Raw genomic sequence first — 15,985 nt, 5'->3', positions numbered from 1 at the left:
GTTACCAAACATAGACTTTAGTAGGTTATTCAGACTTTTCGTGTCTAGTATGTAACGGGGAGGATCTCTTGCATGAAACGCTATCTACTCATGTGGTTTATCGCTTTGCCGATCTTGCTCGTCCTGATGCCTGCTGCTCTGGTCTTTTGGTTTTCACCAGAAATAGGCCCTGTCAGTCAGCCGACTGTGGCCGTCACGGAGCCTGCCATACCGGCGATGAAGGAATCGGCTTCTTCTATGCCAGTAAAGGTGTACCGTACAGAAAAAAAAGCTGTGGAAACATTGCCGCTAGAAACGTATATTACCGGAGTCGTAGCGGCGGAAATGCCAGCTGAGTTCGAGCTGGAGGCTTTAAAAGCTCAGGCGTTGGCGGCCAGGACCTATATCGTGCGACGAGTAAAAGAGGGCAAATTTGATGATGTGCCATCAGGTGGTCAGGTCTTGGATACGGTGCAGCATCAAGTTTATATGGATGAGCACCAGCGGCGTGAGCGTTGGGGAGATCAGTACGAATGGAAAAACAAACGTATTCAGCAGGCAGTTATGGCGACAGCAGGGATTATCCTGACCTACCAGAACGAGCCCATTGACGCGACGTTTTTTTCCACAAGTAATGGTTTTACAGAAAACTCGGATGAATATTGGGAAAAGCCCATTCCTTATTTGAAGAGCGTTGCGAGTCCTTGGGATATTCAATCTCCTCGCTATGAGGAAACGGTCGTCATGTCTACTGTGGAGCTAGAAAAGAATTTGGGCGTCAAGCTCACGCAGGAGGCTTCTACCAATGGTTCCTGGTATCGGATCGAATCGCGTACAACCGGAAATCGCGTAGGAACCATCAGCATTGGCGGCAAGGAGTTTACAGGTAGAGAGTTTCGTGAAAAGCTCAATTTGAATTCTTCTTCCTTTACGTTGGACTTGCGCGGCAATCAGGTTTTCATTACGACCAAAGGGTACGGTCATGGTGTCGGCATGAGCCAGTGGGGAGCAAATGGAATGGCCAAAAGCGGGAAAAGCGCGGAGCAAATCGTCAAGCACTTCTATCAAGGAATTAGTCTGCAAGTGTATTCAAGAGTGATCCCAGCTTAAAAGAAAAGCAAATTTTTACTTTTCCCTACTCTCTCAGGTTTATACGTCAAAATTCTGGCGATACTGAGGGATGAGGTGATGAATAAAATGGAAGATCAAAAAAATCAACCAATTCCATTCAAGAAGGCAAGTTCTTGGAAAAAAGTTTTGGGCAAGAAATGGGCGTTTCCTGCAATCTACATCGGCACCGCAGCAATCATTCTCGCTTTTGTGATGTGGTATCAGGGCAATGTCATGGACACGGTATCCAAAATGACGAATAGCGGAGATGGCGTGGCAGTGACAACTCCTGCAGCTCCTGAGACGACTACACCGCAAAACGAAGAAGCGGTACCTGCTACAAGTGGCGTACAACCACTCGCTTGGCCAGTAGGAAAAGGCGTGCAGTACAATGTGGGCATGAACTACTACGATGAGAAAGCGTCCAAGGACAATCAGCAAAAAGCATTGGTGAGCTTCGACAATACCTTCTACCCACACACAGGTATTGACCTCGTATCTACGGACGGTAAGAGCTTTGATGTCATCGCAGCTCTTGCGGGTAAAGTAGTAAAAGTGGTGAACGATCCACTTGTCGGCAACGAGATTGAGATTGAGCACGCAGACAAAATGATTACGGTATATCAAAGTCTGGAAAGTGTAACAGTCAAACCAGGCGATGAAGTGACACAAGGTCAAGTAATCGGGTCTGCTGGGCGCAACACCTTTGAAAAAGACGCTGGCGCACATCTTCACTTTGAAGTTCGCATCGATAACAAGCCTGTCAATCCAGAGCAATACTTGATTCAGGCTGACACGGAAGTAAAAAATCAATAACCAATGAATTTAGAAAAACACCTGCAAAATACAACAATTGCGGGTGTTTTTTTGCGTGTGGTACAAACTGTTGAAAAAAGATGCGGCCGTGCTGGCTTGTCAGGCTTGGAAACGTAGAATATGTGTCCCTACGCACCCATATATTGTATCAGACAATGTAGATACAAGGAGGCGAGTAATGTGCACGACTACATCAAAGAGCGGACCATCAAAATCGGCCGATATATTGTAGAGACAAGAAATACGGTTCGGATGATCGCTAAAGAGTTCGGTGTTTCGAAAAGTACTGTGCACAAGGACTTGACTGAGCGGCTGCCTGAGATAAATCCAGAGTTGGCGAACCAGGTAAAGGAAATTTTGGAATATCACAAAGCCATCAGACATCTTCGGGGAGGCGAAGCGACCAAAATAAAGTACAAACGGCGTAGTAAAAAAGTACGAGTAGAACAGGAGGAGAGTGTGTAAGAAAGAATTTCCTTGTCCTCTCACGTAGAAGAGCCTATGATATTAGGTAGAAATGTAACTGGTAATCAGGGAGGACCTTTCATGTTTGGCAAAGATATCGGAATCGACTTGGGCACGGCCAATGTCTTGGTTTTTGTAAAAGGCAAGGGAATTGTCCTAGACGAACCATCTGTCGTGGCAATAGATAGTAAAACCAGAAAAGTTTTGGCCGTGGGAAATGAAGCTTATCGCATGGTAGGCCGTACCCCAGGAAATATCGTAGCGATCCGACCTTTGCGAGAAGGGGTTATCGCGGATTTTGAAATCACAGAGGCTATGCTGAAGCACTTCTTGAACAAAATTGGTGGAAAGAGCATGTTTGCCCGTCCGCGTATTTTGATTTGCTGCCCGACCAACATCACGTCTGTTGAGCAAAAAGCAATTCGCGAAGCAGCTGAGCGCAGCGGTGGAGCAAGAGAAGTATTTATCGAAGAAGAACCGAAAGTTGCCGCAGTTGGGGCAGGTATGGACATTTTTCAGCCGTCCGGTAATATGGTAGTGGATATCGGTGGGGGAACGACCGATGTAGCGGTATTGTCGATGGGCGATATTGTCACGTCTTCCTCCATTAAAATAGCAGGCGATACATTCGATGTGGCTATTATGCGTTACATAAAAAATAAATACAAATTGCTGATTGGTGAGCGTACGGCTGAAGATATCAAGGTTCAGATTGGAACCGTATCCGGCGGACGCCAGGACGAAATGGACATTCGGGGTCGAGATATGGTAAGCGGCTTGCCGCAAACGATTACCATCCGCTCCACTGAAGTCCAGGAAGCCCTGGCTGAGTCGGTGAGTGCGATTGTACAAGCCTCAAAATCTGTTTTAGAACGAACACCTCCGGAGCTTTCTGCCGATATAATTGATAAGGGTGTTTTCCTGACCGGTGGCGGCGCATTATTGCACGGTATTGACGAGATTCTGGCAGAGGAGCTGAAGGTTCCTGTGCTGGTAGCGGAGGAGCCAATGATGTGCGTTGCAAAAGGAACAGGAATGATGCTGGACTATTTGGACAAGATGCCGGCTCACTCGAATAAGCGATTATTCAGGGGGTAAGATTTAAGTGATCAGAGGCTTGTATACGTCTGCATCTGGCATGCTGGCTTTGCAGAACAGGCAAGAATCGCTGGCGAACAATTTAGCAAATATCAATACACCCGGGTTCAAACAGGACGTGGGTGTCATGCGTGCATTTCCGGAGCAATTGCTCTCCCGCATGAATGATAAGGAAGGACTGGATGTTCCGGGCATCCCTACTATGCCTGGACAGCCTGCCATTATCGGGCGTTTGCACACAGGGGTATACATGTCGGAGGCGCTACCGAATTTTGCGCAGGGGGATATTGAAGAGACACGCAATCCGTATGATCTTGCGTTGATGGACAATATTCAGCCAGATCCGGATGGGAATGAGCGACGGTTGTTTTACAGTGTGGCGCGGATTGAGGATTTGACGCAGCCAGCTCAAGAAGAGGATATTCGCTACACGCGAAACGGTAACTGGAGCGTGAATGGGGAAGGCTACTTGGTAACGGCTGATGGGTACTATGTTTTGGACAATCAAAATCAGGCGATTCGAGTTAATGACCCAGTTAGTGGAATTAATGCTGGACAAGATTTGAAGATCAACGAAGCTGGCGAATTGTTGTACAAAGACCCGAACACGAATGAATATCAATCTTTGGCAGCGCATCCTCGTTTGGGACTGGCTGTAGTAACCAATCCCTTGATGCTGGTTCGTGAGGGAACCAATGTATTCCGTTGGGAAGGCGACATGGACGTCGAAGCGATTGATGTTGCTGAAGCGAACGATCAAGCAGCTCTTGCTGCAGGTACGTATGCTACACCTACGATTTCAGGTCGATACGGTATGCAGCAAGGTTGGCGTGAGCGCTCCAATGTAGACCCTGGTCAAACCATGACGAACATGATGAGTGTTCTTCGCGCTTATGAAGCGAACCAACGGGTCATTACAACGATTGATGGTACGTTGGATAAGGCTGCTAATGAAATCGGTCGTGTTAACGGATAATAGGAGGTAGGAAAGATGCAGTCGCTTAATATTTCCACATCAGCTATGCGCGGTATCCAGCAAGCGTTGGACAATACAGCCAACAATCTGGCGAATATTGATACAATCGGGTACAAACGCCGGGTCGCATCGTTTTCCGAGCTTCTCTCCGATTCGATGAATGAACAGCCGGCAGCAGACAATCAAAATCGGAATACATCGGTGGGGATTCGGATCGGAAGCGGTGCCCGTCTTGGCATGACCAAGCTGGATCTCGGTCAAGGTAGTGTGAAAGTTACTGATGTGCCAACAGATGTGTTGGTTGAGGGAAACGGGTATTTTCTTGTCACTCACAAGATCAAGGACGCTACTGGCAATGTCATTCAAGAGGAAAATCGATTGACACGCGATGGCTCTTTCAAGGTCTCATTCGATGATGATGAACAAGGTTATGTATTACACACTACCTCTGGTCACATTTTAACAGACGAAAACGGCGTAAATATTGTATTGCCAGAGCCAGTCACCAATATTCAAATTACTGCCGAGGGAGCACTTACTGCAAATGGAGTGTCTTACGGCAATATCGGTCTTTGGAAAGTAGACAATCCTGATCAGCTGCAGCAAGTCGGTCAGAATCTGTTTGATGCTGAGTTAGATTCCGGTGCAAATCCAACTACCAAATACACGAATGCCCTTATTACAGGTGATGCTACACTTCGACAAGGAGCATTGGAAGGCTCGAATGTAAGCATGACAGAGGAAATGTCCCAACTGGTGAACATTCAGCGTGCGTATCAATTGAACTCACGTGCAGTCGGCATCAGTGATCAAATGATGGGCATTGCTAACCAACTGAGAAGCAGATAACCCATATAATTTCAGCATGACGGAGGAGAGGAGCATGGAACAAGGGAAGAGCAAACGTTTCCCGCGTCAGACCGAAGAGGTTAAGTCAAAAGGAAAAGAGCGGGAACGGAGCGGCAAAAATTGGCGGCTGAGAGTTGCCAAGATGGTGCTGGTCCCACTCCTGCTGTTTTTCTCACTGGTCATCGGTCTGATGATCGGATACGGTGGGGTTGGAAAGCAGCCAATGTCTGACGTATTCGATCTGGGAACCTACAAACATATGTGGGATTTAATGTTTGAAGATACGTAAAAACGAAGCTGGACAAGCCCGAACCCTATGGTTGGGGCTCCTATTTTTTCGAGGACTTGTTGTGGTGTTTGTCCACAGAGTATAATAGGGCGAGTGGTTGAAAAAGGAAGTGACGATTTGAATACGGAGGGATGTCCGTGAATCTTCCTAATTTGCTTACGATCTTTCGCATCGTGCTCATCCCTTTGTACCTGTATGTCTTTTTTTCGGTGTTTCCGTATCATGTTGAAATCGCTTTAGGCATTTTGATTTTGGCGGGAGTGACCGATATTGCGGATGGGTACATCGCGCGGAAGCATAAGCTTGTGACCACCATCGGAATGATGTTAGATCCTCTGGCAGATAAATTAATGATGCTGGCGGTCATCGCCTCATTATTTTTGACAGATCGAATCAGTATATGGGCTGCCCTGTTTTTCTTTGTGCGCGATCTGGCAATGATAGTAACAGGAGCTGTTTACCACTTCCGCGGGAAAAAAACCGTCCCGGCAAACGCCTACGGCAAGCTGACAACTGTCCTTTTGTATGTTGTCATTCCGCTGGTAATGTATCGCTATGAGTACAGTGAAGCGATACTTTGGTCTGTTATAGCGTTCTCATTTATTGCGAGCGCGATTTATCTGGCAAAGGCTCGACTATTGAACCGCGTGTAAGGGTGAAAAAGAGCACTTCCCGCTTTTTGGGAGGAAGTGCCCCTTTTATCTTAACCCCGCTTGTCAGTTCAACTGGGGCGGGAGTTATGTATATTGTTTTCTTGGTCAAAGGGTATTCATGCATAGACAAGTCTAGTTAAGTATGGAAATGGAGCGATACATAATGGAAATCAAAGCGCCTTTGGATATTATGCAAATTCAGGAAATCATCCCGCATCGTTACCCGTTTTTGCTGATAGATAAAATCGAAGAGCTGGAGTTAGGAAAAAGAGCAGTTGGAATTAAAAATGTCACGGTTAATGAACCGTTTTTCCAAGGCCATTTTCCTGGTTATCCAGTCATGCCTGGTGTCCTTATTGTGGAAGCGTTGGCACAGGTTGGGGCAGTAGCGATGCTCAGCATGGAGGAACATCAAGGAAAAATCGGACTGTTTGCAGGTATTGATGAATTCCGTTTCAAAGATCAGGTGAAGCCGGGAGATACGCTGGTACTTGAGGTTGAGCTTACTCGTGTGCGTGGTACCGTCGGCAAAGGGCATGGAAAAGCATTGGTAAATGGGAAAGTAGTAGCAGAGGGTGGATTGATGTTTGCCCTAACGGCAGGAAATAAGGCACATTCATGATCATCTTGAATGTGCCTTTCTTTTCGGGTAGAATGGCTAATGGGCATCTCTATGCATGAATAAGGTAGTTTAAAAAGTCGTCTTTTTAAACATTGATTTAATAACAAGCACTTGAAGGTGAAGAAATGACCAAACAGGTCGCAACGATATTAGATGTGCCATTTACGACTCGCGGCTTCCGTGAGACTATCGATCATATAACAGAGCGTATACAAAACGGTCAAAAGACCCACGTGGTGACTGCCAATCCGGAAATCGTCATGGTAGCGAGAGAGAATCGCGCTTTCCGTTCTATTGTAGAACAAGCCTATGTCGTTCCAGATGGAATTGGGATCGTGTACGCTGCTAAATGGACGAATCAGCCGATTTATGAGCGCGTTACGGGTGTGGAACTGCTGGAAGCGCTCATGGCCAAAGCCGATCAACATCAGTGGGGCGTGTATTTACTCGGCGCCAAGCCGGATGTCATTCATTTGGCAAAAGACAAACTGAGTGCTCGTTATCCGAACGCCCGAATCGTCGGATGTCGAGATGGTTATTTTCGTCCAGAGGAAGAAACTCAAATTGTACAAGAAATTGCCGAAGCGAAACCGCAGCTCCTGTTTGTCGCACTGGGTGCGCCCAGACAAGATGAATGGATGGCGAAGTATCGCGATCAGTTAAATGCCTCCCTGATGATGGGGGTAGGCGGAAGCTTTGACGTCATTTCCGGGAAAGTGAAGCGCGCTCCCGAGATCTGGCAAAAACTGCATTTGGAATGGTTTTATCGACTTGCTTCCGAGCCTTCCCGCTGGAAGCGTCAACTGGCTATTCCTCGGTTTGTTCTAACCGTACTGAAAGAAAAATGGAGTAGCCGTTCCTAGATGCATCCGTAGAGAGGAGAACAGTCGATGTCTACACTAATCCTCGGATTTCTGACTTCGCTGATCATATCGTTTATTGCAACACCGTATGTAAAAAACCTGGCTGTAAAAGTAGGCGCAGTGGATGCCCCGAACCAGCGCAAGGTACACACGAGAATCATGCCACGTATGGGTGGCTTGGCTATTTATATCGGTTATCTGGTTGCGTTCTTCCTATTTGTCCCGTATACAAGCCTATCGGAAATGTTGGGAATCTTCATCGGAAGCACGATCGTGATGGTCGTCGGTATGCTCGATGACAAATACCAGCTCTCACCGAAGTGGAAGCTGCTCGGACAGCTAGTCGCAACAGCGATTGTCGTCATTCCTTTTGGCTTGAAGATCGGCGTCGTGAATCTGCCGTATAGCGGAAGCATTGATTTCAGCAGTGGCTGGCTCTTCTGGCTCGCGATTCCGATCACGATGTTTTGGATTGTCGGTGTAACGAACGCGGTGAACTTGATTGACGGTCTCGATGGGCTGTCGGCCGGTGTATCAGCAATTGCTGCAGGGACAATGGGCGTTATGGCCTTGTTGATGGACGATTACAAGGTAGCGACCTACAGTTTCGTGCTCCTCGGAGCGATCCTGGGTTTTCTCTACTTTAACTTTCATCCGGCCCGTCTGTTCATGGGCGACACCGGTTCGCTTTTCTTGGGCTTCAACCTGGCTGCTCTGTCGATCATGGGCTTTAAAGAAGCGTTGTTCGTTTCCTTTATCATCCCCATCGTTGTGCTGGGTGTACCGCTTTGGGATACGTTCTTCGCCATCGTGCGCAGAATCGTGAACAAAAAGCCGATTTCGAGCCCAGACAAAGGGCATTTGCATCACTGTTTGCTCAACATGGGTCTATCCCATCGTTCGACTGTACTCACGATTTACTCGATCAGCATTTTCTTCGGGACGATGGCTATTCTGTTGACGAAGACGACGAAGTGGACCACGATTATTGTCATGGTCGCACTGCTAATCGTTATTCATCTCGGAACGGAGATCGTTGGACTCGTTAGCCGTCGCCATCGTCCGTTGATTAATACGTATAGACGGATCAAAATTAAGCAAGCCGAACAACAGCGTCGGACGAATTAAAAATACGAAAAGCCCTGGCATCATTTTGATGCTGGGGCTTTTTTTCACCAAAATTTAGGGGGAAACACTTAAGTACAGAAGGGAATTGTCCGATAAAGATAGGGGAGAAGTATACTGCCCGATCTTTTTTGGAGCGGGACATATAAGCAATTCAGAATAATATGGAGAGGTGAAAAAATGAACAAGTCCTATCAACAATTCCGTCGCTGGCTGGCGATGTGCCTGACGATGATGCTGATTGTTACAGGTGTTTTGCCTGCCGTACCTGCTTTTGCGGCACTTGGTTCCAACTGGAATACTGGGGCTGGTATCAAGACGCCAACTGACTATCTTGCGACTGGTAGCGGTAACGGTTATGCGTACAGTACCCCACTCAAGACCAAATCGAAATTGATATATGGAGTGGAGCTTGCATACAAAGATACCTCCAAAAATGCTCAAGGCGTGGATGTATTTATTGATGGAGTTCCGCTTGCTAATAATCAGTTGTTCGTAAACGAAAAAATTACACTGCCAGATTTTCAATTAAACAGCAGTGGAGCAGTAACAAGAGTTACGGTAAGGCCAAAAGTAACAGTTGATACAACAAATGATACAACAGAGATCTACTTTCAATACACACCAAGCCCTGCTATTCCCGGAGCAGGCCTACTACTATTCGAAAATAGCTTACAACAAGGCGAGCATCAAAGTGATCCGATCAAGGTCACAAACCGAACAATATCTACACTGAAATATAAATATAATGTCTCAACTGCAGTTGATAAAACACAAGCTGTTGAAGTCCAAGTAAATGGTGTGACTGTTCGTACTGTAACGGGTCCTGGAGGTACCTTGCCAGATATCGATTTATCTCCTGGCCTGAATGCAGTTCAACTGTATGCTCCAAATACAGGTGAGCGTGACGTTATTTATTACGAGTACAACTCGCTTAATAGCCCAATTTCCATTACGAACTTTTCGGGTGGAACGACAGCCTATAACCCGGTGATTTATGGCGACTCCACAATCACCCTGGTTGGTACGTATGGCAGTGGTGTAACAGGTAACAGCTTGCGATTGAAGCTGATTACAAACAACGGTGATTCCATTCAAGACTTGAAAAATACTGCGCCGTCGATTAATGGTAGCACTTTTACATTTAGCAATATCAGCTTGAAGCCTGGTCTGAATCAGATCGCTTTCTACGAAAGAGTAGGAAATGTAACGAAGGAACACTACCAGTTCTATGTTCAATACAACAACACACCACTCGTTAGTGATTTGAGAGTGAATGATACACCATTGAACGATCCGAATGTCACTTCGAGTCCGACTTATGTTACGGTTCCATCGCTCAACCGTCTGAATTTGAATATGGACGGAAAAGCACTCAATGCAGATACCGTTGAAGTGAAAAACCTGCGGACAGGTGACGTGGTCAAAACACAGGTGAACCGTACGGGTTCCTTTGGGTTGAGTGTACCATCACAGCTTGGCGAAAATACCTTGGAAATCAGAGTCTTTAACCAAAATAAAGAGGTAGGGACATTTGTACGTAAGCTGTTGGTAACCACTACATCAGCCGGAAGCTCTGATCAGTTTTACAAAGTAACGTTGGGTGGAGTACCGCTTCAGCCTAACCAGCAAGCGACGGTAACAGGTACATCTGTTTCCCCAACGATGGAGCTGAATGGCTCGGCATTGTTGAAATTTGTAAATATTACTGGTGAGCAGCAGTTCCAGGAATTCAAGGTAACGATTTCTGAAGGCGGTACGAAAAAAGAATACAAGAGTGCCGATGGGGTAACCTTCACGCCGATTGGCAACCCGCAAAGCGGATTTACGGAATATGCGGTAAAAATGGCGACGGTGCCTGCAGGAAGTTTCCAGGACGGCAAAACGTACAAAGTATCGTTGAGCTATCAATACCTGTCAAAGGCATCAGATAATACTGTAACGTCTCCATCTGGTTTTATTAATGTTGCGAATTTCGAGTACGAATTCAAGTATTTGGACAGTACGAAGCCGAATATTGCCCAAGTGATTAATTTGGCAAACTCACAGGTCTTGTCTCCAACGGCTGCAAATACAATTGTAACTTCACCATTGGAGTTGAAGGTAGTAACCCAAAATATCACTAGCCCGGATACCACTATCACCATAACTTATAATGGACAAGCACTGATTCGAGGGACTGACTATGTGATCCAGGCTGTGGCTGATGGATTTACACTTACTCTGAGAAAGTTGCCGCAGGGTCAAGGTAAATTGGTGATTGGATATAATAATGGAACAGCGACGACATCTGCAACCTATACACTGGATACTCGTATTACTCCATATGCGCAAATCACTTATGTAGATGCGACTGGACAGGTTCGTAGCTTTGAAGACGGATATCAAGTGAAGAGCGAGAACGATATCCGGAACCTTGACGGGAAAGTGTACAATTATGTATTGAAGTCAGATAACATTGAGGCAACGTTAAACGGCACAAAAATCAACATTACCAATATAGATACAAACAAGGGTACATTCCTTATCGCGAAAGGCGAACTACTCAATTACAAAAAAGGCAACAACGTCCTGAAAGTCACCTTGAAAGACGATCCACAAACAGTATTCACCTATAACGTTTCCTACAACACATCCAAGACGCCATCTATTGAGGATGTGAAGCTAGAGATTATTTCCAATGGCAAAACAGAAGAGCTGACGAAAAAATCTGGAGATGAAACCTATAAAACAGGTGCCAACTTCTTGAACAGCTTGAGCTTTACCGTAAATGATGCAACACATGTGTATATCGAGAAGAACGGTAAGCGAATCAATGATTTCCGCTACAAGAGTGGAGATTGGGATCAAGATACGACGAATCAGGAATATGTAAAAACACGTCTGGAAGCAGCTGTGAATAACGATTTGGAAGACCTGTTCGATGAGCAAAATATTGATTCAAAGTCTCGTTCCCGATTTGAAGGGAAGTTGACTACGAAGAAATACGGTGATCTGGTTGAAGAAGTACAAGATGCTGTGACCGATGCCAAAGAACAGGAACAGAAACTGGCTCTTTTCCCTATGACTCTGAAAAAGGGTGGGTCAACGGTCTATACGATCGTAGCAGAAGATGACAATGGTACTGTCATTCGCTATGACATCAACATCGATCAGAAATATTCCAGCTGGGAAGTTCTTTCTCCAGTAAAAGCAAAAGAAAATGACCCATACATCATCGTGAATAGCAATAGTGCAGTTGTAAAAGTGTTTGCAGAAAATGCGGACAAAGTTTTGTTCGGTAAAACAGAAGCAAAAGTAACGAATACAACTAACCCTGACTTCTATTACGATGATGACCAAGGGAAAACTATCCCAGAGACTTACTATGTGTTTACTTCTACAGTTGCACTTAAAAAAGGTCTAAACACAGTGAAATTCTCTGTCGTGGTAGGGGATAGTACCTATAAGGACGAAATCAAAATTTACAATGCGGGCTCGTCTGTAAATGGTGCAGAATATCGTGATGTGTTAGGAAAGAAAACCACTTTCAGTGTATTTGATAAGAAGTTCGAACTGAAGTTCCCGAAAGGTACCGTGTTGCTGTCACCAGATGACAGTCGTGCAGGTCAAGAAGTGAAGAATCCAAACGGAGATATTTTTGTCGATGTACCGCTTTATTTCGGTATGGCAGACCGTACAACAGGACAAGTAAGCATCGACGAGGATAATTTGGAAGAACGACTGGTATTGGAAGCCAACTTTAACTATGCAAGTCCGCTGTATTATGTTGATGCAGGTGATACCGAAGCACCGGGTGGACGTGATCCATACCATGATGAAGGCGATGCGGAAGACTTCAAGAGCCGTTGGCAAGATAATCTTGTCCCAAGCCTTCGCGGTACTCTTTCCATCAAATACGATCCTTCCATCGTAAACGCAGCGAATAACATTCTAACTGTTTTCTATCACAATGGTGACGAATGGAAAAACATTAGTGGCGTAGTGGATACTGGTAAGAAGAGCATACAGGTACCGTTTCATGGTTTTGGATATTACATGGTCATGAAAACAAGAGAATCATACGATGATGTCGTTTCCCATGATTTTGCCCGTGATGCGATTGAGACATTGTATGCAAAAGGCATTATGCCAGCATACAGTGGAAGCAGTTTTGGTGCAAACCGTGACATGACACGCGGCGAATTTGCAACGATGCTGGTAAAAGCGTTGGCACTGCCAATTAACGCAGGTCCATATAAGGATAGCAATGAACGTGATCCTTTAGAGCCTACCTTCACGGATGTCCGTCCTAATCGGAATTCGTGGGATTATGAGTACAAGTACATCGAGACGGCTGCTCGCGCTGGGATTATTCGTGGAAAACAGCCAGGCTACTTCCGCCCAGATGATTCACTGACGCGTGAAGAAGCAACAATCATGATTGCGCGTGCGCTCAACATGAAATTGGCTACGCTCGATGCATCCAAAGTGGCATTGAATAAAATGTTTACAGATGCGAAAGATGTGAGTTACTATGCAGCTCCATCTGTGCTGGCTGTCAGCAAAGGTAAGCTGATGAACGGTGAAGTCAATGACCCATCCGTGAAAAAGCCAACCTACAGCTTCAAGCCTACTCATAATTTGACTCGTGCAGAGATGGCTGTTATCACAGTACGTGTGATGGTCCAACTCAAAAAACTGCCTAAGCAGTAAGTGAATATATTTCGCTATATATAATAGAAGAAAAGCTGAAGAGGTCATCCGCCTCTTCAGCTTTTTTCGTTGAGAAATTACTCTTCTTCCACATCTCCAACCGCGTCCACCGGAACCTCCACATATTCCTTTTCTCCGAGCACGATCTGAGCTTGTCCATTCGTCAAATCGACCATTCGCGCGACGAACTCATCCTGTTCGCCCTCAGGAATCAATACATGCGCGGTAACCTTGTCTGTGAAATCCGTACCACTCACGCGATGTTCGCCTAGACGTAGTTCGTTCTCTACCTTGCCCCACCACGTGTAGTCGACGCTGACAGAAATCGTTTGATGCAGGGTATGCACCACGATCTTCGCAGCCTTAAGTGCAGTAACCGTTCCTGCTGTGTAAGCCCGAACGAGTCCACCAGCCCCAAGCTTGATTCCGCCGAAATAGCGAGTGACGACGACGACCGTATCCTTAACACCGTTTTTCTTGATACACTCGAGAATCGGTTTGCCAGCTGTACCGCTGGGCTCCCCGTCATCACTTGATCGCTGAATTTGATCGTTTTCGCCAATGACAAAAGCGGAACAGTTATGGGTAGCATCCCAGTGCTTCTTTTTTATCATCGCGATAAACGCTGTCGCTTCTTCTTCGGTTGTAACCCGCTTGGCATATCCGATAAAACGGGAGCGTTCAATAACGATATAGTCCTCACCGTAGCCAGCGATAGTTTTGTATTGCGTAAGCATCGTACAATCACCTCAAGAAAAGGATAGCATGCAAAAGAAATGTTGGCGAACACTGAAATGTTTTTGACACATAATCGTAGTACTCTATGTGGTGCTTCTGGAATAAAAAAGGAAAGGGAGGAGCTATCTATGATTCCCTTATGAAAATGCTGGTATGGCATAATTTTGCGTGTGAGAAGTATAACTCTGTGATATAGTGATCTTGGGACAAACCACATATTTAATGTGGTTAATAATTTTATGCTCAATATAAAATAAAGGAGTGGAATTCAGTGAATTTTCCATATTCGAAAAAGAAATGGATGTCCATCAGTTTGGCGGCAGTATTAACAACAGCACTAGGCGCAGGAAGCTTGACGGCATCTGCGAATACAGGCTCCGATCAAACAAAGGCACCTACGACTGTACAAGCATCAAATGATAAAACAACAACACAAACCGGTACAGGGAGCCAGTCTACTACTGAGGCTGCTGCAAGTGAGGAGCTGACTTTGGAAAAAGCCGTTGAACAGGCTCTGAAGTCAAATGCTAAGCTTAATGAGACACGTCTGGATGCAAAAAATGCAGACATTAATCAGTCACTTACTTATGTAAGTAACTCTGAAATGCCAAGCAGTACGATTGAAACGCTGGAAGATGCACAACGCAAATATGTGACAAACGAGAATGGGAAAGTGAACAAAAAGCTCAATGCACTGTACGTAAAATCAGCTGAAGCAAAAACAAAGCTAGGGGCACAAGATGTCTATTACAAGCTGATTTTTGCTCAAGATGATTTGAACTTGAAGAAACAAAGCTTGGCGCGTTCAGAAGCACAGCTGAAGGTAGCAAAGGCTGCATTCGATGTGGGAACGAATGCAAAAACAGATGTTTTGGAAGCAGAGATGGGAGTAGCAGCGGCAAAAGCACAATTGAAGTCTGCAGAAAACGCTGTGGAAATTGCCCTTATGGATCTAAATGACTTCCTCGGAGTAGATTTAAATAAAGAATGGAAGCTCGTCACATCGAATAAGCAAACGGCCCCTATTAAGCTGACGAACGAGCAAGCCAAGGAGCAGGCACTCTCCAACCGGGTAGAAATTACGAGAGCAGAAGAAGAGCTCAAGCTGGCTGAACTGAACGTGAAGCTGATCGATGAGTATTTGGCTGTATCTACTCTTCAAGGTCAACAGGCGCGCAATAATGTGGAAAAAGCCAAGCTTGCTATCGATGAGCAAAAGCGTGTTGTTATCAAAGATGTAACAGAAGCATATCTCAACCTGAATGCGGCAAGAGAAGGGATTGAGTTCCGTAAGTCTGCAAAGGATTCTGCTGCGGAGAGCTATCGCCTGAAAAATCTGCGCTTTGAAAATGGGCTCGCAACTACTTTGGAGGTTATCCAGTCCGAAGAAGCGTTGTCTACTAGCGAGAACGAGTACCAAAAGGCTGTATTGTCATACAACCTGGCTGTTGTAGCTTTTGAAACAGCTCTGGGTAACTAACTGAAAACAAGATTTGTAAGCTTTCGAATCCAATTGGAAAAAGGTTCAGTCGTGACAGCCCGCCATATGTCCCCTATAATACGGATTGTGGCGGATGTCACTTCGTACATAATGGACAGGTGAATAACGAACCACGAAAAAACTTTAATTTTTTTTCGAAGGCGCCGCAACTTTTGATTCGCTCAGGCGTTTAATAGGATGTCACACGAAAAACGGGGAATTGTGTA

The 15,985-nt window shown here is 45.6% G+C and carries 14 protein-coding genes; 13 read left to right on the top strand and 1 reads right to left on the bottom strand.

Annotated elements, in window-relative coordinates; genetic code table 11:
* Positions 1–72: 72 nt before the first annotated feature.
* The 12 genes from spoIID (at position 73) to HPY27_RS13140 (ending at position 13,540) form a co-directional block, all read left to right on the top strand.
* Entirely contained in the window at positions 73–1,089 is a 1,017-nt protein-coding gene (gene spoIID / locus HPY27_RS13195) for a stage II sporulation protein D (RefSeq protein ID WP_017252337.1), read from the top strand.
* 87 nt (positions 1,090–1,176) lie between these two features.
* The gene (locus HPY27_RS13190) at positions 1,177–1,905 is read left to right on the top strand and encodes a M23 family metallopeptidase (RefSeq protein ID WP_174225207.1); all 729 of its coding nucleotides are present in this window, start codon (positions 1,177–1,179) and stop codon (positions 1,903–1,905) included.
* Between the two features lie 180 nt (positions 1,906–2,085).
* Positions 2,086–2,370: a sporulation transcriptional regulator SpoIIID gene (gene spoIIID / locus HPY27_RS13185; RefSeq protein ID WP_003388385.1), complete on the top strand. Its 285-nt coding sequence runs from the start codon at positions 2,086–2,088 to the stop codon at positions 2,368–2,370.
* 81 nt (positions 2,371–2,451) lie between these two features.
* On the top strand, positions 2,452–3,468 hold the full coding sequence (gene mreB, locus HPY27_RS13180; protein ID WP_017252335.1) for a rod shape-determining protein: 1,017 nt from the start codon (positions 2,452–2,454) through the stop codon (positions 3,466–3,468).
* Positions 3,469–3,475: 7 nt separating this feature from the next.
* A complete protein-coding gene (locus HPY27_RS13175) occupies positions 3,476–4,444 on the top strand; it encodes a flagellar hook-basal body protein (RefSeq protein ID WP_173623342.1) in 969 nt (322 codons plus the stop codon).
* Positions 4,445–4,459: 15 nt separating this feature from the next.
* Entirely contained in the window at positions 4,460–5,293 is an 834-nt protein-coding gene (locus tag HPY27_RS13170; protein ID WP_069850971.1) for a flagellar hook-basal body protein, read from the top strand.
* A 34-nt stretch (positions 5,294–5,327) separates the two neighbouring features.
* Entirely contained in the window at positions 5,328–5,582 is a 255-nt protein-coding gene (locus HPY27_RS13165) for a DNA-directed RNA polymerase subunit beta (RefSeq protein ID WP_017252332.1), read from the top strand.
* 131 nt (positions 5,583–5,713) lie between these two features.
* Positions 5,714–6,235, top strand: a complete 522-nt coding sequence (locus tag HPY27_RS13160; protein ID WP_017252331.1) for a CDP-alcohol phosphatidyltransferase family protein — start codon at positions 5,714–5,716, stop codon at positions 6,233–6,235.
* Positions 6,236–6,398: 163 nt separating this feature from the next.
* On the top strand, positions 6,399–6,857 hold the full coding sequence (fabZ, locus tag HPY27_RS13155; RefSeq protein WP_017252330.1) for a 3-hydroxyacyl-ACP dehydratase FabZ: 459 nt from the start codon (positions 6,399–6,401) through the stop codon (positions 6,855–6,857).
* A gap of 125 nt (positions 6,858–6,982) precedes the next feature.
* A complete protein-coding gene (locus HPY27_RS13150; RefSeq protein WP_017252329.1) occupies positions 6,983–7,720 on the top strand; it encodes a WecB/TagA/CpsF family glycosyltransferase in 738 nt (245 codons plus the stop codon).
* Between the two features lie 27 nt (positions 7,721–7,747).
* Positions 7,748–8,848: a glycosyltransferase family 4 protein gene (locus tag HPY27_RS13145; protein WP_174225206.1), complete on the top strand. Its 1,101-nt coding sequence runs from the start codon at positions 7,748–7,750 to the stop codon at positions 8,846–8,848.
* 177 nt (positions 8,849–9,025) lie between these two features.
* Positions 9,026–13,540: an S-layer homology domain-containing protein gene (locus HPY27_RS13140; protein ID WP_174225205.1), complete on the top strand. Its 4,515-nt coding sequence runs from the start codon at positions 9,026–9,028 to the stop codon at positions 13,538–13,540.
* Positions 13,541–13,617: 77 nt separating this feature from the next.
* On the opposite strand, the gene HPY27_RS13135 is transcribed toward HPY27_RS13140, so the two are convergent.
* Complete coding sequence (locus HPY27_RS13135; RefSeq protein WP_069850958.1) at positions 13,618–14,277, bottom strand: YigZ family protein; 660 nt, start codon at positions 14,275–14,277, stop codon at positions 13,618–13,620.
* A gap of 272 nt (positions 14,278–14,549) precedes the next feature.
* Between HPY27_RS13135 and HPY27_RS13130 the strand changes: the two genes are divergently transcribed.
* On the top strand, positions 14,550–15,758 hold the full coding sequence (locus tag HPY27_RS13130; RefSeq protein ID WP_174225204.1) for a TolC family protein: 1,209 nt from the start codon (positions 14,550–14,552) through the stop codon (positions 15,756–15,758).
* Positions 15,759–15,985 lie beyond the last annotated feature (227 nt).

Origin of the sequence: Brevibacillus sp. HB1.1 (assembly GCF_013332445.1) — a bacterium.
Classification (GTDB): Bacteria; Bacillota; Bacilli; order Brevibacillales; family Brevibacillaceae; genus Brevibacillus; species Brevibacillus porteri.
This window is presented reverse-complemented; position numbering and strand designations above follow the sequence as displayed.